Below are 19,520 nucleotides of genomic sequence, written 5' to 3'. Positions count from 1 at the left end.
CTAATCCTCACGTAGGGAGCGACGCTTTGTCTCCAGATCGAGAAGTTCACGCTGAATCTCACGACTAATTTCCCCCTGATCAACGCTGGTGCGTTGCAAGCGGCCAACCAGTTCAGATTTACGTCGCACCAAATCTCGTTCGATCAAAGAAATCACGACACCACGGCAGTAAATCTGAGTTTGTTCTTCGTTCTTTTGCGGCAAAGGCGCAACAGCCAATTGGGTAACAAGTGGCTTGAAGTCGGCGGGGAGATCATGTTGAATGCGTTCCAGCCAGGTTTCCCCACCGAGTTCATTGACGTTGGCCCCAATGGCATCGCGAACGGTTGCCAAGTTGGGGTCCATTATGGCCGATTGCACTGCGTCGGAAGCAAGTTCTAACCCAACTAACTCGGGGTATTGAATCAATGCCATCAGTGCATCGCGCTCGAGCCGCGTCGATGGATCATTGGCTAACTCAAATACTCGTGGACCTTCAGGTTCTGAAGGTGCTGAGACAGGAGCTGCCGTGGAAGCTGCCGACGCATCTGGTCTAGCAGTTGCCGGGCCCGCATAGCCCTGACGTGCTCCCTCGGCTGTAGTTTGCATACCCTTCGAGCGCGAAGCCTTCACCGCGTTAGACACCGCAACCTGTGCTTCTGATACATCCACGCCGGTCAGGCGAGCAAGCTCCCTGGTATACCCAGGGCGAAGTGCCGAGTCACGAATATCTGCCACCACAGGTGCTGCTTCACGCAGAGCAGCAACGCGACCCTCGACAGTGTCAAGGTTGTAATTGCCCAACATCTGACGAATCACGAACTCAAACATGGGAACTTTGGCATCCATGAGATCACGCACTGCCTGTTCACCTCGAGCAAGTCGAAGATCACAGGGGTCGAGACCTTCAGGGGCAACAGCAACAAAGGTTTGCGCAGCAAAACGTTGTTCTTCAGCGAAGGCGCGCATAGCGGCCTTTTGACCAGCAGCATCAGGGTCGAAGGTGAAGATTACTTCGCCTAAACCAGAATCATCCCCCATGATGCGTCGAATGAGCTTGATATGTTCAACACCAAAGCTCGTGCCACAGGTTGCAACCGCCGTCGTCACACCTGACAGGTGAGCAGCCATGACATCGGTATACCCTTCAACAACTACAACACGACGAGTCTTTGAGATATCTCGTTTAGCTAAATCAAGGCCATAGAGCACTTGCTGCTTGTGATACACCGGAGTCTCAGGGGTATTCAAATACTTTGGTCCCTGGTCATCATCAAAAAGCTTGCGTGCACCAAAGCCGATTGTTTGTCCGGTGGTGTCCCGAATGGGCCAGATCACACGACCACGGAAGCGGTCATAGACGCCCTTGTCGCCTTGAGATAGCAGTCCTGCCTGGAGTTGTTCTTCCTCGGTGAAGCCTTGTGACTTGAGGTGATCACGCAGCTCATTCCATGCCTTCGGCGCATAACCGATTCCGAAGTGCTCAGCAGCTGCTTTATCAAAGCCACGCTCCCCCAGAAATTTGCGACCTTCCGCAGCTCCAGGCGTAGCCAGCTGCGCCACGAAGAATTCTGCAGCTGCCGAGTTTGCCGCAAGGATGCGTGAACGATTACCTGACTCATTGGGATTGCCCGAGCCTTCTTCGTAGTGAAGCTCAAAGTTGATGCGCTGCGCCAGACGCTCGATAGATTCTGTGAAGCTGAGGTGATCCATCTTTTGCACGAAGGTGTACACATCACCGGATTCGCCGCAACCAAAGCAGTGGAAGTAGCCCACCGTGGGGCGCACGTGGAAACTCGGTGAGCGCTCATCGTGGAAAGGACACAACCCTTTCATAGAGCCCACACCGGCACTCTTGAGTGTGACGTAGTCGCCAATCACATCAGCGATGTTGATGCGTTGTTTGAGTTCTTCCACGTCCGCTTGACGAATACGGCCTGCCATTAGGAAATCACCTGCACTGAGTTATTTCCTCCACACAGACGGTTATGCCAGGCGAAAGCTGACTGGTCTGTGAGGCTGGCAACTTGATCGATGACGATGCGGCGTCGCACTGCCTCGTCGGTGGTGTGGTTCCAGTCATCTGCAAAGTGACGATCCATGGCTTCTGGGCCAACTTGGAAGAGGGTGTTACACAAATCGGTCAGAACCTCACGCTGTTGGGTATAGACCGGCTGACGCGAGTTGGTGGTCATCACGAAGGCCGCCACAATGCCCTTGAGCACGGCAATCTCGGCACGAACCTCAGCAGGAACAATCACATTGCCGCCAAAGCGAACCAGATTCTGCTGGGGGTGGGCTTCACGAGTCGCGTGAACGGCAGCGTGTGCAAAGCGACCGATAAGCTGACTGGTGAGATTTTTCAGCTTTGCTTGGGCAATCCGGGAACCATCCCACGTATCCACCCAGACCTCGAGGTTATCAAGACGATCAAAAGCGGCAATGAGCTCATCGTGACTGAACTCACCACCAATCCACTCGAACATGGAGTCAACCAGTTCGTCATGGTTCACTCGGGCGCCCAACTCCCCCGCATCGACATATCCGTTGAAGATGGCATCCTCAAAGTCGTGCACTGAATAGGCAATGTCATCGCTGAGATCCATCACCTGGGCTTCGATACAGCGCTGGCGATCAGGCGCGCCTTGGCGCATCCATTCAAAGACATCGAAGTCATCAGCATAGAAGCCAAACTTTGCCCTACCGGTGGGATCTATTACTGCCTGCTGTTCGGGCCAGGGATACTTCGTGCTGGCGTCCAAACTTGCGCGGGTCAAATTCAGACCAAAAGAACGGCCATCGGTTCCAAAAACTTTAGGCTCGAGGCGTGTGAGCAGACGCAGTGTTTGAGCATTTCCTTCAAACCCACCAATATCTGCACACCACGCGTTTAATGCCTTCTCACCATTGTGACCAAATGGCGGGTGACCAATGTCGTGAGCCAAGCTGGCAGTGTCCACAACATCTGGATCGAGACGCAGGCGTCCTGCTATTTCTCGACCAACCTGAGCAACCTCAAGAGAGTGCGTCAGTCGATTTCGGGCAAAATCCAGGCCAGCGGTTGGACTGAGCACCTGAGTTTTAGCAGAAAGTCTGCGCAACGCACTGGAGTGCAGCAAACGTGCCCGGTCCCTGGCAAAGTCAGAGCGACGCGAAGAATGTGTTTCTTCGAGCATGCGCTCGGCATCAAACTCGGTATATCCAGCAGTAATCGTGGGAATTGATGCTGTTTCGTGAATGTGATCTGCCATTAGCCACCGCTCGCATCTATTTCAGCATGTGCCACGACGGCCTTCTCAGCTTCACTGAGTGCTTGGGACTCCAACCAACGATCGGGCAATGAGGGACGCTTTGGCGTTCCCTGTCGCCCACGTTGACCCTCAGCATCGGCTCCTGGGTAGGGGGTTGACCAGTCAAGTTCACCCAATAGATCATCTAAATGTTGCAGGCTCGTCACCTGGGCCAATTGTGAGCGAATATCTCCGCCCACGGGATAGCCCTTGAAATACCAGGCCATGTGCTTGCGGATATCGCGGCATGCATGTTCTTCGGTGTCAAAGAATTCGATAAGCAGTTCGAGGTGACGTCGCAAAGTTGCGGCAACATAACCCAACGTAGGCTCAACTCGGTGACCGGGTTCTTGCAGTCCAGCACGTTCACGGAATGCCGCATCTAATTCAGCAAAGAGCCAAGGACGACCTAGACATCCTCGACCAACAACCACTCCGTCACATTCGGTTTGATCCATCATTCGAATGGCATCTTCAGCGGACCAAATATCACCGTTACCCAGAACAGGAACGCTGGTGATGGCTTGCTTCAGCTCGCCGATGGCATTCCAGTCTGCGTGCCCTGAATAGAACTCTGCTGCGGTACGCCCGTGCAACGCAATCGCTGCCACACCAGCACCCTCTGCTGCCTTACCCGCCTCAATATAGGTGAGGTGATCTGAGTCAATACCTTTACGCATCTTGATGGTCAGAGGAACGTCACCAGCAGCCTTGACTGCTTCTTCGACAATTTCGCGAAAGAGGTCCTTTTTCCACGGAAGTGCTGACCCGCCACCCTTGCGGGTGACCTTAGGAACAGGACAGCCAAAGTTCAAGTCAATGTGGTCTGCGCGGTTTTCTGCCACCAGCATGGTGACTGCTTCACGCACCGTCTTTGGCGCAACACCATAGAGCTGAATGGAGCGCACTTCTTCACTGGGATGTGTCTGGATCAAGTGCATTGACCCAGGCGTACGCTCAACCAGGGCGCGCGAAGTTATCATCTCGGAAACAAAGATGCCGGAGCCTTGTTCTCGGCACAGGCGACGGTAAGCCATGTTGGTAATGCCAGCCATGGGTGCGAGAACGACAGGAACTTCAGGCTGTAGTGGCCCAATGTTCAAATTGCCCGCTCGGGCGCCTGTCTTCACACTCGTCATCGTCATTTCTCCTGTGACACCAGTATCCCACGATGTGCGCTGTGGCAGTAGTTCACAGCCGAAGAGTTAATCCCTGTTTTGTGCAGCCTCAGTCAGTACTGCGGCAAACGTTGCCGAGTCCTGAGCGCCCGAGATGCCGTATTTGCCATCAATGACATAGAAAGGGACACCGTTGATGCCATAAGCCTGGGCCTGGGCCATGTCCGCTTTCACATCAGCGAGGAATTCTTCCTCAGTGAGTGAGCGCAACACATCTGCCTCATCGAGTCCAACCTCAGCAGCGAGTTTGGCTAAATTTTCGCTCTTGCCGACGTGTTCACCCTCGATGAAATAAGCCTTGAGTAGACGCTCTTTCATCTCAAGTTGCTTGCCGTGGGCTTTCGCATAGTGAAGAAGCTCGTGAGCCTTGATCGTGTTGGTTTGATGCACAGCATCGTAGTTATAGTTCAGGCCGACACTTTCGGCAATGCCGGTGACTCGTTCCAGCATCTGGTGAACCTGCTCCACCGGAATCCCCTTGCGTTCACTTAAATATTGAATCGGATCACCTTCGTAATCCACTGGGGTGTCGGGTGCTAACTCGAACGAGTGATACTCAATCTCAACCGGACGCCCATACAGTAGTGCACCCTGCTCAAACTTGCGCTTTCCGATATAGCACCACGGGCACTGCACATCTGACCAAATATCTACCTTGATGGGTTCAGTCATGAGAAGTCCTTTGCGACGAGATCGATGATGGTGTGAGCTGCTGTGGCAGGTTGTGGGCGAACAGCTGCCACCAGGGCCTGAATCTGCTCACTTCGGGAGGGAAGAGTATCTGACTGCGCTTGGCCAAGTGCGTCTAGAACCTCTGCACAAGTATGAACAGTAACCGTAGAAGCTGCGGCAATATTCCCCAGTGGAGAGAACTCCCAGTGCTCTGACTTTTCCCAGAAGATGGCAGGTTTGCCCGTTACCAATGGATACTCGGCAATGAAAGAAACACCGTCTGTCAACAATGCATCCGATGCCAGCATGAGAGAGGTCAACGGAGCACCAAGATCGGTGAACGTATTGGGCAGTGCATCCCATTTACTGCGCCACTGATCTACTTCCTGCTGAGTCATCACGAAACGGTCCGTCATCGTGCCAAAGAGGAACGGGTGCGGCCTGAAGACAATATCTATCTCTGGGTGTGCCGCGGCATAGGCCAGCATTGGCTCACGTTGGTCATTGAAATGGCCAAAATTCAGCCAACGATCGGCATAGCTGTGATGGGGAGCCCAGATCAGCCGGAAGGGTTGTTGGCCTGCGGGAGTCTCACGAACGATGGGCCACATCGACTTCACATGAGATTTGGCTTCAATGAGAGCGTCAATCTTGGGTGTTCCCGTCAGGAAGGCATGCTTTGCACGACCGTTGGCATCAAAAGCTGCCTTGGTGTCGGCATCTTGCAAAAACACCATGTGTGCCAGCTGGTGAGTCGGCTGAGTGTATTGGTGTGGTGCAACCCCAGACTCCCCCGGCTCTTGAACGAGCGAGGTAGAGAAATAGGGCACGTAACACACCTTGGCAAACTCGACAAGCTTGTCGATCTGGTAGTTCTTTTTGTAGTTGCGTTGCCAGGGGTAGTTCAAAAAGATGTAGTCAGGTGCAAGTTCTTTGAGTCGAGCAAGACCGTCTTTGCTCTTCTTGTAACGAAAACGTTCATGAGCAATTCCTTGTGAATCAAGAAAAGCACTCACCTTTTTCTCGTCACGGAACTTGTCATAGCCGGTGAGCTTGCGAGGAATCGTCACCACGAGAGGATCAAAGCGAGGGTCAGCCAACATGCCCCGATATATGGCATTGATCGCATCCCAAGCTTCGAAATAGAAGACAAGGAAGACGACACGGATGGGACGGCTCATGCCTCGACTGTAGAAGGTTGGTGGCTTTGGCGCAGGCTATTTCGCGCTGGGCTTATCAATAGCTCCACCGAATCGACGGTCGCGGCCGATGTATTGCTCAATGGCTTCCCACAAATCAGTGCGTGAGAATGCAGGCCACAGTTGATTGAGGAACACCATTTCGGCATAGGCCGACTGCCAGAGTAAGAAATTGGAAGTGCGCTGCTCGCCACTGGAGCGAACGAACAGGTCAACATCTGGCATGTCTGGGATGTAGAGATTCTTTGCAATGAACTTCTCGGTGACCTTGCTGGAGTTGATTGCGCCTGAAGCAACATCCTCAGCGATTCTGCGCACCGCATCCGCAATTTCGGTGCGACCACCGTAGTTCACACACATGGTCAACGTGAGGGTCTTGTTGTTCTTGGTGAGTTCTTCGGCGAATTGGAGTTCCTCAATTACCGAAGCCCACAGCTTAGGTTTGCGCCCTGCCCAGCGCACACGCACATCCCATTCATTGAGCTGGTCGCGGCGACGGTGGAGTACATCACGATTGAAGCCCATCAAGAATCGGACCTCGTCCGGTGAGCGCTTCCAGTTCTCTGTACTAAATGCATACACACTCAGGTGCTTCACCCCAGCTTGAATTGCCCCGGCCACAACATCCAACAAGGCAGCCTCGCCGGCCTTGTGTCCTTCGACTCGGGTGAGACCTCGTTGGTTTGCCCAGCGGCCATTGCCATCCATCACAATGGCGACGTGGTTCGGAACAGCTCCATCAAAAACGGGAGGGTATATCCCAGTCCAATCAATGGGCTTGTATTCCACAGCATCTTTGTGCGTGTAGGGCTTACTCATTTCGCTACATGCTCCAAGGATCGAAGGGAACGTTCCAAATGCCATTGGGTATAGGCCGAAACGAGGGCAGATGCCTTGTTCCAATTCTGCTGGGTATGTGCTTCGGCCGCATCCCACTCGCCACGAACCAGCGCATCAAGTAGTTCAATGACCTCAGGAATGATGTGGGGTGCACCGGGAGGTGCACACTGTGCGCAGACCATTCCGCCTAGTTGAACCACAAAACTCTCATGCGGTCCTTCAGCACCACATCGAGCACAACTATCGAATGTGGGTGCCCAGCCAGCAAGACTGAGCGCACGAAGCAGGTAGGAATCTAAGGTGAGCTCAGTGGGATGTTCTTGGCGTGAGAGCGAACGCAATGCGCCCAACAGCAACAAGTATTGCTGTGGCGATCCTTCAAGCTCGGTGACTTTATCTGCCGTTTCAACCATCACACTTGCTGCCGTGAATCGTGGATAGTCATCCACGATGTCTGCACCGTATGAAGCGATAGTTTCAGCTTGTTGGATGGTGTCGAGGCTACGACCCTCATAAAACTGAATGTCTGCCACCATGAATGGCTCGAGCCGTGCACCGAACTTTGAGGACGTCCTCCGCACACCCTTAGCCACGGCACGAACTTTGCCGTGGGACTTGGTCAGCAGCGTCACAATGCGGTCTGCTTCACCGAGTTTGTGTGTGCGCAGCACCACACCCTCGTCACGATACGTCGGCATTACAGATCTCGTTGAATGTCAACAGGTCCGGTCAAATCTGTTGGACGAACCAGTTTGGGATTACGCAGAGATTTGAGCATGCGCTGTTCAGGCAGCGACCACCCAAAACGAACGGCGAGCAAACGCAACACAGTGGTCACAGCAACGCTGATGGGGACACTTATTTCCAAGCCAACATTTGCTTCGTTGAAACCAAGCAGCACAATCGATCCTGCTGCGGCAGCAATGGCATAGAGCGAGCCCACGTGCATGACCGAAATGGGCATGTTCAGAAGCAAGTCCCGGATAAAACCGCCACCCACGGCAGTAATCACACCCACAAACAAGGCGGGAACAAAAGGCAAACCAGAAACCAATGCGGCGGTGGTTCCCAACGCACCAAACAATCCGAGTGCGAGGGCATCAAGGACAGTAATGAGCCAGTCAATCCTGCGGAAGATACGCGCCAAAAACATTCCGAGTAGAGCAGCAATCAGTGCCGTGAGAATGTACCAATTCTCAGTCAATGCCACAGGTAGGCGGTTGAGCAAGATGTCACGTAAGAAACCGCCACCTAAACCGGTCGCAATGCCAATGACGGCAACACCAAAGAGGTCAAGTTTTCGATCACGGAATCCAGAAGCATAAATTGCACCCTGCAAACTCGCAACACCAATTGCCAGACCATTGACCCATTCAGGCACATCTATTGGTTGAGCAATCAGCATGGTTACAGGCTACGCCTGCAGTGCACTACGCGAGCTCAATGAGGTCGGCGTATTCCTTATTCCAGTGATCTTCAATACCGTCTGGAAGTATCAATACTCGTTCAGGGTTAAGTGCTTCAACAGCACCGGGGTCGTGAGAGACAAGCACTACAGATCCCTTGTAACTGGCGAGAGCCCCCAGAATTTCTTCACGAGAAACAGGGTCCAAGTTGTTGGTGGGCTCATCCAACAGCAAAACGTTTGCACTCGACACCACGAGCATGGCCAACGCCAGTCGAGTTTTTTCGCCACCAGAGAGAACTCCGGCTGGTTTGAGCACATCGTCGCCGGTGAAGAGGAATGAGCCCAGCACCTTGCGGCACTCTGTTTCTGTCATGTGTGCTGCGGCAGAAACCATGTTTTGTAACACCGAATCCTGCACACGAAGTGTTTCGTGTTCCTGGGCGTAATAGCCAACTTTGAGCCCATGTCCTTCAACAACTTCACCGGTATCGGGCTTGTCTACTCCGGCAAGGATACGAAGAAGCGTGGTCTTTCCAGCACCGTTGAAACCTAAGATAACCACTCGTGATCCACGGTCGATTGCAAGATCTACCGCGGTGAAAATCTCGAGAGAGCCATAGGACCTGGAAAGGTCAGTTGCCATCAAGGGCGTCTTCCCACACGGGGCAGGATCTGGGAAACGTAGCTTGGCAACCTTGTCGCTTTGGCGAACCTCATCCAACCCAGCAAGCAAATTCTCAGCACGGCGAGCCATTTGCTTTGCTGCGACCGCACCGGATGCGCGGGCACCCATCTTTGCCGCTTGGGCTTGAAGGGTTGAGGCTTTTTGTTCTGCGTTGGCACGTTCGCGCTTGCGACGTTGTTCGTCCTGCTCGCGCTGTTTCTGGTAGTTCTTCCAGTTCATGTTGTACACATCAATGACCTGGCGGTTAGCGTCCAGATAGAAGACACGATTGACAGTTTCGCCAACAAGCTCAACATCGTGACTGATGATGATCAAGCCACCCTGATATCCCTTGAGGAATTCACGCAGCCAAACAACAGAATCAGCATCTAAGTGGTTGGTGGGCTCATCCAACAACATTGTTTCAGCACCTGAGAACAAGATACGTGCCAGTTCAATACGGCGACGCTGTCCACCAGAAAGTGTCTTCAGGGGCTGGTCCAAGATGCGGTCAGGAAGTTGCAGGTTTGACGCGATGGAGGCTGCCTCGGCTTCAGCAGCATAACCACCAAGTGCATCGAAGCGGTCAGCGAGCTGGCCGTATTTACGCATAGCTTCTGCGGCAATCTTTTCGTCAGGATCACCCATCAGCATGCTGTTTTCTGCCATTCCCTGAACGAGGGAGCCTAGACCGCGAGCATTAAGAATGCGGGTGCGAGCAAGTTCTTCAGGATCACCGGAGCGTGGGTCCTGTGGGAGGTAACCAATCTCTCCGCCGACCTCAATGAGGCCAGCAGCTGGTTGCAGGTCTCCCGCGAGTGTCTTGGTCAGGGTTGTCTTGCCGGCACCGTTACGGCCAACCAACCCAATCTTGTCTCCGTTGGAGACGCGGAAGGAAACTTCCGACATGAGCACTCGGGCACCTACGCGCAGCTCAAGGTCTTGGACGTTGAGCACAGGCTTTTCCCGATTCTTTGGTACATCTTGGCTAAGCCATAAGGCTCATTACTTCCCCTAGTATATTTCTATGTCGAACATCACTCTTGCTGCTTCACGTCCCGTGCTTGCTGACCGTCTCGGTTCACGCACACTCGTCACAGATATTGCCCTCATTGCTGCTGGTGCAGCACTGACTGCAGGTGCAGCACAGATTGTGATTCCAATGTGGCCTGTGCCCATCACCGGACAGACCTTTGCGGTTCTGTTTGTTGGTGCAACCCTCGGTTCTCTCCGTGGTGCACTTTCCATGCTTCTTTATGTAGGTCTCGGTGTTGCCGGTCTTCCCGTCTTCGCAGAAGGCGGCGCTGGTCTGGCCAAGCTTGCCGGCCCAACCGGTGGTTACATGATCGGTTTCGTTCTGGCAGCAGCACTTGTTGGCTGGCTTGCACAGAAGCAGTGGGACCGTAAGGTTTTGGGCACCATCGGTGCATTCCTTGCCGGTACTGCCGTGATCTACGCAGTAGGCCTCCCCTGGCTTTCTGTCGCACTGGGTCAGCTGGGTTACCCCAACGACCTCAGCGCAACCCTGCAGGCAGGTCTCTACCCCTTCATTCCAGGTGACCTGATTAAGGCACTGGTTGCTGGTGGACTGCTGCCCCTGGCTTGGAAGCTCAGCGCCCGCGCTAAGTAATCAATTCCACTAAGTACGCCCCCGAACTTTTCGGGGGCGTACTTGTTTAATAGTCGATTCAGTAAGCGCCAGCTTTGGCCCCAGCTGACGCCAAATGAGGGTGATGAGCTTCGACCACATTGGGGTGTGCTCGGACACGACTCTTGAGAATATTCTCTCCAAATACGGGGTGAAGAACGTTGTTAGGGTCCTGTTCAACCCCTCGAGACTTAGCACGAAATTCTTCAGCAAGTTCGATGTGAGGAATTTCAGCATCCAACCGAGGCTGATAGAAAAACGGAATTGACACTCGATCAGTTCCCACTTCGGGCGATATCACTCGATGCAAAGTGGCTTTGAGGTATCCACCGGTGGCAATTTCCAACATTTCACCAATGTTGACGACAAAAGCTCCTTCAACTGGCGGGGCGTCTATCCACGCACCATCATATTCGACCTGCAAACCGGCTTTGCCCTCCTCTACGTAGAGCAAGGTTAATATTCCAGCATCCTTATGAATACCTACACCTTGTTTGCTGTCTCCTTCAGATTTGCCTGGATAACGCACGACCTTGAGAAGAGGTTCTGCTCGTTCATCGAAACTGTCAGCAAATACATCTGCCGGAGCACCGAGCGAAACTGCCCATTCAGAAAGCAGTCGTTGAGCAATCTGACTCAGGTCATCAATCCATAGTTCTGTGATCTCCCGAAGTTGAGGCAAAGATTTAGGCCACTGGTTTGGTCCAATCAAATTCCAGTAGTCCTCAGGAAAAAGCGTTGAATCTAATGCAACTCTTTCACGGCCGATATCCAATTGTTCACGCCAATCGACCTGACCTCTTGTGTATTCGCCGCCAACTCTGGTGTAACCGCGGAAATGTGGGCTGTTGGTGTTTTCTAAAGTGAGTTTTTCTTCTTCTGGAAGTTCAAAAAACAGTCGAGACACTCGAACATATTCACTCATACGCTCCTGAGAGATGCCATGGCCTACTAAGTAGAAGAAACCGATTTCATGCGTGATTGTTCTGAGTTGTTCCCGAAACGTAGCGATATCTTCTTCTGACCCGCCTAAAAGAGAAAAGTCAACAATAGGCAAACTTGTAAGTGTGGAGCTGGAAGTCATATCCCCAGCTTTACTGACAAGTTTCCAATTACCAAGGAACAGGACTCAACATTACGTAGTGTTGAGGATAAACACGAAAGCCCCTGACGCAATTGTCAGGGGCTTTCGCTTTATACAGGTGAAATGTCGCAGGGGTGCGACGAACAGATCAACCTGTAGGTTCTCGCGTTTTCGCGACTACTGATTAGAGCAGAGAATCCAGTGCTTGCGCAAGGTCTTCGATCAGATCATCAATGTCTTCAATGCCGACACTCACCCGAACAAGGTTGGCTGGAACCTCTAGCGCTGTACCTTCAACCGAGTGGTGGGTCATCAAACCAGGGTGCTCGATCAGTGACTCCACCCCGCCCAGTGAGGGCGCAAGAGTGAAGAGTTTGGTGTTCGTCAAAAGGCTTGCAGCTGCCTTCTGACCTCCGACGAGCTGAATAGACATCATGCCGCCAAAGAGTGACATTTGGCGCTTGGCAACATCGTGCCCAGGGTGAGTTGGAAGTCCAGGGTAAAGAATCTTCTCGACTGCCTTGTGGTTTTCAAAACGCTCGGCCAGTGCCATCGCATTACTCGAGTGGCGTTCCATGCGCACACCCAAAGTCTTGATTCCACGCATGGTCAGATACGCATCGAAGGGTGAGGAAATTGCACCAAGCCAGTTTTGAATCTGGGCAACTTTTTCTGCCAATTCGCCATCTTTGAGCACAATTGCGCCACCGACAACATCACTGTGACCACCGAGGTATTTGGTCGTGCTGTGCAAGATGACATCAGCACCTAACTCCAGCGGACGCTGAAGAGCTGGGGTTGCGAAGGTGTTATCCACCAGCACAAGTGCATGGTGTTTGTGAGCAATGTCAGACACAGCTTCAATGTCCACAATGTTCATCAGAGGGTTTGTCGGAGTTTCTATCCGCACTAACCGAGGCTTGGTCTTGGAGATAACCTCTTCGACAAAGCTGAGGTCAGAGAAATCGATGCAGGTGTTCGTCACTCCCCACGCACCATAAACCTGGTCAATCGCGCGGTACGAGCCACCATAAGCATCGTTTCCTAGAACAATGTGATCGCCTGGCTTGAGCACAGCACGCAAGAAGGCATCTTCCGCAGCCATACCGCTGGCAAAGGAATATGCCAGTAATCCACCTTCAAGTGAGGCGAGGTTTTCCTGAAGTGAGGTGCGTGTGGGGTTATCGCAGCGCGAGTATTCGAACCCATTCAGCGGTGTCCCTGGGACGTGCTGCTCAAAGGTTGAGGAGAGATAGATCGGTGGCACGACAGACCCGGTTGTCGGGTCTGATTGTTGACCAGCGTGAATCGATCGCGTGTTGAATCCCTGAGGCATGTTCTCAAGGCTAAAGGGTGGGAAGAAATTGTGAAAAATTTCTTTCCAGAATTGTTACGACTCTTAGATGGAGAATCCGAGAGCGCGCATCATTTCTCGGCCGTCGTCAGTGATTTTTTCTGGGCCCCATGGTGGCATCCACACCCAGTTAATGCGGAAAGCATCAACAACGTTATCCAGCGCCTGAGCAGTCTGCTCTTCAATAACATCTGTCAACGGGCAGCCAGCACTGGTGAGGGTCATATGAATAATCAGTGCATCGTTCTCGTCATCCCACTTGAGGTCATAGATGAGCCCCAGGTCAACAATGTTGATACCTAGTTCGGGGTCCATGACCTCTTTGAGTGCATCAATGCACTCGTTATAGCGGTCGTCAGAGAGTTCAGAGGACATTCTTAAGCAATCTCGGTGTAACGGTCGTAGCCTTCAGACTCTAGTCGGTCTGCCAGCTCAGGTCCGCCTTCTTCTGCAACCTTGCCGTTCACAAATACGTGCACAAACTCTGGCTTGATGTAGCGCAGAATGCGAGTGTAGTGAGTGATCAACAACACACCCATGCCTGTGTTTTCCTTCGCGCGGTTCACGCCTTCGGAAACAATCTTGAGAGCGTCAACGTCCAAACCTGAGTCGGTTTCATCGAGAACAGCGAACTTAGGCTTGAGAAGTTCAAGCTGCAAGATCTCGTGACGCTTCTTCTCTCCACCAGAGAAGCCCTCATTGACGTTACGTTCGGAGAAGCTGGCATCCATCTTGAGGTTGGCCATCGACTCGCGAACTTCTTTAATCCAGTTACGAAGTGATGGAGCTTCACCATCAATCGCGGTCTTTGCGGTGCGCAGGAAGTTGGTGACTGTGACTCCTGGGATTTCTACGGGGTACTGCATTGCCAGGAACAATCCTGCCTTTGCACGCTCATCAACACTCATCTCAAGGACGTCTTCACCATCGAGGGTGATAGATCCGCTGTCCACGGTGTACTTGGGGTGGCCAGCAATTGTGTAGGCCAGTGTCGACTTACCTGAGCCGTTAGGGCCCATGATTGCGTGAGTCTCGCCCGAGTTGATTTCCAAGTTGACCCCACGCAGAATCTGCTTGGTGCCCTGATCGGTCTCAACGCTGACGTGCAGGTCGGTGATCTTCAGTGTTGACATGGCTTAGATCTCTTTCGTGACGGTGGGGTCAATGAAAATATCGCCGTCGATAACCTCGACAACAAAAACAGGTACTGGTTCATAGGCAGGCAGCGTCAAAGGCTTGCCTGTGGTGAGTTCAAACTTTGATCCGTGAGCCCAGCATTCCAAGGTGTCGTCCTCGACGAATCCTTCGGAGAGAGAAATATCTCCGTGGGTGCAGGTGTCACCGATGGCGTGAATGTCTCCAGCAGCATCGAGCACGAGGGCCACAGGGATACCCCCGACAACAACCTTCTTTGCCTGATTGAGCACGAGCTCACTCGCTGCGCATACCTTTTCTGCAGCCATTACTTCACTCCTGCTTCCAGCTCAGCACTGAGGTATGCCTCAATGCGTTCAGACAGTGCAGGAACACCCAGCTGCTGCACCACTTCATTCAAGAATCCGCGCACAACCAGTCGACGAGCTTCCTCTTCGCTGATGCCACGTGCCTGCAGATAAAAGAGCTGCTCATCATCGAAACGACCGGTTGCAGAAGCGTGTCCAGCTCCAGCAATGTCACCGGTTTCAATCTCGAGGTTAGGAATGGAGTCTGCACGTGTCCCATCGGTGAGCATCAGGTTACGGTTCTGCTCGTAAGAGTCAGTACCCGTTGCTTTGTTCCCGATGAGCACGTCACCGATCCACACGGTGCGAGCACCCTCACCTTGAAGAGCGCCCTTGTAGGTCACACGACTCTTGGAGTGGGGTGCATCGTGGTTGACATACACCTGCTGCTCAATGTGCTGGTGGGCATCAGCAAAGTAAACTCCCAGCATGGTGACCGAGGACCCGTCTTCTGCAAGATGAGCAGATGGGTTAACCCGGATAACTTCACCGGTCAGAGAGACAATGCTGTGTTGCAAGGTGGCATTGCGCCCTACGCGAGAAAAGTGGCTGGCCAAATGTAGTGCGTCATCGTTCCACTCTTGAACGGTAATGACATTGAGCTGAGCTTCTGCGCCAACAAGGATTTCAACATTCTCAACCAAACGAGCATCGCCACTGTTTTGCAAGATGACGGTTGATTTTGAAAAAGGCGCAGCCTCAATGAGGATGTGTGCTGCACGTGCAGTCGTACCCAATGCATCACGAGTAATCGTAATTTCGGTCACGTTTTCTGAAGTAAGAGAAACGAGGAGCACTTCTGAGGCTGTTGCCCATGCATTTGCCGAAGCCTTGTCTTCTGGCAGTCCTGCAACACCAACACGAGGATCTGTCGAAGGAATCCACGAGAGTGATACCCCCGCGGTTTCTGGCGCGTGATAGTCAAAATGTGAGCCGTCAAGCTCACCAGAGATGAGGTCCTGGAGCTTTGCTACAGGGGAAAACTTCCAATCGAGTTCACGACCGGTTACGGCATCAAAATCAGCAGGATTGGTTGATTTCGGGCGCGCAGAACGAACTTGTACAGGAACAGTCACTTAGCCCACGGATCCTTCCATGCCGATTTCAATCAGCTTGTTGAGCTCTAGTGCATATTCCATCGGAAGTTCACGAGAGATGGGCTCAATAAACCCACGCACGATCATTGCCATCGCCTCATCTTCTTCAAGCCCTCGGCTCATGAGATAGAAGAGTTGATCTTCACTCACCTTGGACACGGTTGCTTCGTGACCGAGAAGTACGTCATCAACACGAATGTCAATAGCGGGGTAAGTATCTGAACGCGACTGCGTGTCCACCAACAATGCGTCACAACGTACTGTGTTGGCCGAGTTGTGAGCATTGGCATCTACCCGGATTTCTCCGCGATAACCTGCACGTCCACCACCACGAGCAATCGACTTGGAGACGATGGAACTCTGAGTGTTTGGAGCCATGTGAATCATCTTGGCTCCGGCGTCTTGGTGCTGCCCAGGACCGGCGAAGGCAATGGACAGAGTTTCACCCTTAGCCCCCTCGCCGACGAGGTAGACCGAGGGGTATTTCATGGTGACCTTGGATCCCAAGTTTCCATCAATCCACTCCATGGTTGCACCCTCGTGAGCAATGGCACGCTTGGTAACCAGGTTGTAGACGTTGTTGGACCAGTTTTGGATCGTTGTGTAGCGAACACGTGCGTTCTTCTTCACGATGATTTCCACCACGGCAGAGTGGAGTGAGTCGCTCTTGTAGATCGGTGCAGTACATCCTTCGATGTAGTGCACGTAGCTTCCTTCGTCCGCAATGATGAGGGTGCGCTCGAACTGGCCCATGTTTTCGGTGTTGATTCGGAAATAGGCCTGCAGAGGAATTTCTACGTGCACCCCCGGTGGAACGTAGACAAAAGAGCCACCAGACCACACGGCGGTGTTGAGTGCAGCAAACTTGTTATCGCCAGAAGGGATAACAGTGCCGAAGTATTCTTCGAAGAATTCGGGGTGTTCTTTCAACGCAGTATCGGTATCCATGAAGATGACGCCTTGACGCTCGAGTTCTTCATTGATCTGGTGATACACAACCTCAGATTCATACTGAGCTGCAACACCAGCAACCAAGCGCTGACGTTCTGCTTCAGGAATACCAAGCTTCTCGTAGGTGTCCTTGATTTCGTCCGGAAGGTCTTCCCAGGTTTGAGCCTGTCGTTCCGTTGAACGGACAAAGTACTTGATGTTGTCGAAGTCGATACCGGAGAGGTCAGCACCCCAGTTCGGCATGGGCTTGCGGCCAAAGATTTCGTAAGCCTTCAGACGCATCTTGAGCATCCACTCGGGCTCATTCTTCAGGCCAGATATGTCCGCTACGACCTCATTGCTGATACCTCGGCGAGCGCTTGCACCAGCTGAATCTTTGTCGTGCCAACCGAATTCGTATTGGCCAATGCCCTCAAGTTCGGGCCGGTCAATCAGGATGTCTGACATGGCACTCTTCCTATCGAATCTAAACTGGAAAGAGAACGCACGATTTGTCGCGAAAACCGCGTCACAATCGCATGTTCTCGCCCTCGAGATATCGGCTTACGCACGATTACATTGAACTTACTTAGCCTAACCTTAGTTCGTTGAATTAGACAGGGTTTTTCCGTTCTTCATCAGCGAACAACACAACTTTGAGAAGGTCTATTCCCCGTGAGTGCTTTTGTGAACTGGTTCCCCACCGCTATTGACCGCAAAGTTCGGATTGCTGCCTGGACCACGTGGGTAGTTCAGATCCTGATTGTGGTCACCGGTGGTGCTGTTCGTTTGACGGCAAGTGGCCTCGGATGCCCTACCTGGCCTACCTGCACGGAAGAGTCGTTGGTCACCACCCCGGAAATGGGAATTCACGGGATTATCGAGTTTGGTAACCGCCTGCTCACCTTTGTTTTGGTCATTGTGGCTGTTGTGACATTCGCCCTTGTTTTCCGCATGCGCAAGAACCGGAAAGATTTGTTCTGGCTGACCTTGCTAATTGGCCTAGGAATCCCTGCTCAGGCAGTCATTGGTGGTATTTCTGTGCTAATGCAGCTCAACCCCTATGTGGTGGGTCTGCACTTCATCGTTTCAATCGTGATGGTGGTTCTCTCCACCATGTTGGTTTTCCGTGTCTATCACGGCAATGCTCCCCGCAGCTGGATTATGACTCCTCTTGTGGGAACACTCCCCTGGGTTGTGTGGGTCGCTGCGGTATTCCAAATCGCCACCATTATTTTGGGTATTTTGACGACTGGTTCTGGCCCTCACGCGGGAGATGCAGATGCACCTCGTAATGGTCTAGATGGAGGGATTCTCCAAACTCTCCACTCCTACCCCGCCTATGTTGCAGTGGGCTTGACCCTGTTGGCACTTGTTCTGGCAGTACGTGGTTCGTTCATTGCTGAACGCAATGCTCTCCTGATCTTGTTGGTGGTCAACGCAGCTCAAATCACGGTTGGCATTATTCAGGCCCGCACGGGACTGCCCCCACTCCTGGTGGGCATTCATATGCTGCTGGCGTGCTTAGTTGCCTCAGCAACTACTTACGCACTGCTCAATCTGCGCAAGCCTGCACAGTAGTTCCAGCTGTCTAGAACGGCAGCAGTGCGTCAATCGCTACCGCAAGGAATATCAGCGAGAGATAGCCGTTGGAGAAGTGGAACAAGCGCATGGGCTTGGGATCTTCATGACGCAGAGCACGTGAGTAAAGCATGTGGCTTTCTGCAACAAACCAGATACCTGAAACTAAGGCAATCGCCGTGTAGGTCCACCCCATGTGCCCGATGGGTACCAGCAGCAGTGTTGCCGCAAAGGTTGCCCAGGCATAGAGCACAATCTGTAGACCAACTGTGACACGTCCGCGCACCACGGTCAGCATAGGAACGTTGGCGTTCTTGTAGTCGTCCCGGTAACGCCACGACAGCGGCCAGTAGTGCGGTGGTGTCCACAAGAAGATAATCAGGAACAGCACAACTGGCGTCCAGGTCAGTGAACCGGTCACCGCTGCCCAGCCAATCAGCACGGGGAAACCTCCTGCAGCGCCGCCCCAGACGATGTTTTGTGGAGTGCGACGCTTTAAAACCAGGCTGTAGATGATGACGTAGAAGGCGATGGCAGAAACAGATAGTGACGCTGCCAACACATTTGTGAAGAGCAGGAACCACAGCGTGGAGATAATGGCCAACACCCAGGCAAAAACGAGTGCTTCGCGGTCAGAGATTTCACCGGTTACCAATGGACGACCTTTGGTGCGGTTCATGAGGCGATCAATATCGCGATCGATGTAGCAATTGAAGGTTCCAGCCGAACCAGCGCTCATCATTCCGCCGAGGAGTACAACCAACACCAACCACAAGTTGGGGATGCCCTCTTGAGCCAAGAACATGGTCGGGATGGTTACGGCAAGAAGCAGCTCCATCACGCGGGGCTTGGTCAGCGAGACATATGCGGAGACTTTGCGCTTAATACCGACCTTGGACACCGCTGGGGTGCCAGATTCGGAAGCGTTCATGAGTCCTCACGTGATCAGTGCGCGTAAGCGACAAGTCTACGGGAGGTAATGGTTCGACATCTGGCACGTTCCCCGTCGGCGTAAGCGTGTAACTGCCTATACTTAGAGGAGCCTATTTAGGCATGCATGGTCAGTTTTTCCGGCCATCGTAAATTCTCTCCCT

At 52.8% G+C, this 19,520-nt stretch carries 19 protein-coding genes; 2 read left to right on the top strand and 17 right to left on the bottom strand.

The annotated features are described in order from the left end of the window. From dnaG to M2120_RS01055, 9 genes are read right to left on the bottom strand one after another with little or no spacing between them, the layout of a single operon-like run. The gene (gene dnaG / locus M2120_RS01095) at positions 1-1,923 is read right to left on the bottom strand and encodes a DNA primase (protein WP_280796891.1); all 1,923 of its coding nucleotides are present in this window, start codon (positions 1,921-1,923) and stop codon (positions 1-3) included. After that, positions 1,923-3,230 carry a deoxyguanosinetriphosphate triphosphohydrolase gene (locus M2120_RS01090; protein ID WP_280796890.1) on the bottom strand — a complete coding sequence of 436 codons (1,308 nt, stop codon included), beginning with the start codon at positions 3,228-3,230 and terminating at the stop codon, positions 1,923-1,925. The genes dnaG and M2120_RS01090 overlap by 1 nt, the downstream gene beginning before the upstream one ends. Then, a complete protein-coding gene (dusB, locus tag M2120_RS01085) occupies positions 3,230-4,414 on the bottom strand; it encodes a tRNA dihydrouridine synthase DusB (protein ID WP_432418523.1) in 1,185 nt (394 codons plus the stop codon). Before dusB ends, M2120_RS01090 begins: the two co-directional genes overlap by 1 nt. 60 nt (positions 4,415-4,474) lie before the next feature. Beyond that, on the bottom strand, positions 4,475-5,119 hold the full coding sequence (locus tag M2120_RS01080) for a DsbA family oxidoreductase (protein ID WP_280796889.1): 645 nt from the start codon (positions 5,117-5,119) through the stop codon (positions 4,475-4,477). Continuing rightward, a complete protein-coding gene (locus M2120_RS01075) occupies positions 5,116-6,300 on the bottom strand; it encodes a hypothetical protein (RefSeq protein ID WP_280796888.1) in 1,185 nt (394 codons plus the stop codon). Before M2120_RS01075 ends, M2120_RS01080 begins: the two co-directional genes overlap by 4 nt. Positions 6,301-6,336: 36 nt before the next feature. After that, the gene (locus M2120_RS01070) at positions 6,337-7,137 is read right to left on the bottom strand and encodes an isoprenyl transferase (RefSeq protein ID WP_280796887.1); all 801 of its coding nucleotides are present in this window, start codon (positions 7,135-7,137) and stop codon (positions 6,337-6,339) included. Beyond that, positions 7,134-7,856 (bottom strand): DNA repair protein RecO, encoded by a 723-nt coding sequence (gene recO / locus M2120_RS01065; RefSeq protein ID WP_280796886.1) that lies wholly within the window; start codon positions 7,854-7,856, stop codon positions 7,134-7,136. Before recO ends, M2120_RS01070 begins: the two co-directional genes overlap by 4 nt. After that, complete coding sequence (locus tag M2120_RS01060; protein ID WP_280796885.1) at positions 7,856-8,563, bottom strand: trimeric intracellular cation channel family protein; 708 nt, start codon at positions 8,561-8,563, stop codon at positions 7,856-7,858. Before M2120_RS01060 ends, recO begins: the two co-directional genes overlap by 1 nt. A gap of 25 nt (positions 8,564-8,588) precedes the next feature. Beyond that, positions 8,589-10,187 carry an ABC-F family ATP-binding cassette domain-containing protein gene (locus M2120_RS01055; RefSeq protein ID WP_280796884.1) on the bottom strand — a complete coding sequence of 533 codons (1,599 nt, stop codon included), beginning with the start codon at positions 10,185-10,187 and terminating at the stop codon, positions 8,589-8,591. A 70-nt stretch (positions 10,188-10,257) separates the two neighbouring features. Between M2120_RS01055 and M2120_RS01050 the strand changes: the two genes are divergently transcribed. Then, positions 10,258-10,860 (top strand): biotin transporter BioY, encoded by a 603-nt coding sequence (locus M2120_RS01050; RefSeq protein WP_280796883.1) that lies wholly within the window; start codon positions 10,258-10,260, stop codon positions 10,858-10,860. Positions 10,861-10,918: 58 nt separating this feature from the next. Here M2120_RS01050 and M2120_RS01045 read toward each other — a convergent pair whose 3' ends face one another. The 7 genes from M2120_RS01045 to sufB form a co-directional block, all read right to left on the bottom strand. Further along, positions 10,919-11,935, bottom strand: a complete 1,017-nt coding sequence (locus M2120_RS01045; protein ID WP_280796882.1) for an isopenicillin N synthase family dioxygenase — start codon at positions 11,933-11,935, stop codon at positions 10,919-10,921. A gap of 211 nt (positions 11,936-12,146) precedes the next feature. Beyond that, complete coding sequence (locus M2120_RS01040; RefSeq protein WP_280796881.1) at positions 12,147-13,298, bottom strand: cystathionine gamma-synthase; 1,152 nt, start codon at positions 13,296-13,298, stop codon at positions 12,147-12,149. 63 nt (positions 13,299-13,361) lie between these two features. Continuing rightward, positions 13,362-13,691, bottom strand: coding sequence for a metal-sulfur cluster assembly factor (locus M2120_RS01035; RefSeq protein WP_110233148.1), 330 nt, complete (start codon positions 13,689-13,691; stop codon positions 13,362-13,364). Between the two features lie 2 nt (positions 13,692-13,693). After that, the gene (gene sufC, locus M2120_RS01030; RefSeq protein ID WP_280796880.1) at positions 13,694-14,449 is read right to left on the bottom strand and encodes a Fe-S cluster assembly ATPase SufC; all 756 of its coding nucleotides are present in this window, start codon (positions 14,447-14,449) and stop codon (positions 13,694-13,696) included. Positions 14,450-14,452: 3 nt separating this feature from the next. Further along, positions 14,453-14,779 (bottom strand): non-heme iron oxygenase ferredoxin subunit, encoded by a 327-nt coding sequence (locus tag M2120_RS01025; protein ID WP_280796879.1) that lies wholly within the window; start codon positions 14,777-14,779, stop codon positions 14,453-14,455. Next, the gene (gene sufD / locus M2120_RS01020; RefSeq protein WP_280796878.1) at positions 14,779-15,894 is read right to left on the bottom strand and encodes a Fe-S cluster assembly protein SufD; all 1,116 of its coding nucleotides are present in this window, start codon (positions 15,892-15,894) and stop codon (positions 14,779-14,781) included. Before sufD ends, M2120_RS01025 begins: the two co-directional genes overlap by 1 nt. Then, the gene (sufB, locus tag M2120_RS01015) at positions 15,895-17,313 is read right to left on the bottom strand and encodes a Fe-S cluster assembly protein SufB (RefSeq protein WP_280796877.1); all 1,419 of its coding nucleotides are present in this window, start codon (positions 17,311-17,313) and stop codon (positions 15,895-15,897) included. Positions 17,314-17,520: 207 nt separating this feature from the next. On the opposite strand from sufB, the gene M2120_RS01010 reads away from it, so the two are divergent. Beyond that, positions 17,521-18,426, top strand: coding sequence for a COX15/CtaA family protein (locus M2120_RS01010; RefSeq protein WP_280796876.1), 906 nt, complete (start codon positions 17,521-17,523; stop codon positions 18,424-18,426). 10 nt (positions 18,427-18,436) lie between these two features. On the opposite strand, the gene M2120_RS01005 is transcribed toward M2120_RS01010, so the two are convergent. Beyond that, on the bottom strand, positions 18,437-19,357 hold the full coding sequence (locus M2120_RS01005; protein WP_280796875.1) for a heme o synthase: 921 nt from the start codon (positions 19,355-19,357) through the stop codon (positions 18,437-18,439). Positions 19,358-19,520: the final 163 nt, after the last annotated feature.

It is taken from the genome of Aurantimicrobium minutum (assembly GCF_029893825.1).
Classification (GTDB): domain Bacteria; phylum Actinomycetota; class Actinomycetes; order Actinomycetales; family Microbacteriaceae; genus Aurantimicrobium; species Aurantimicrobium minutum_C.
This window is presented reverse-complemented; position numbering and strand designations above follow the sequence as displayed.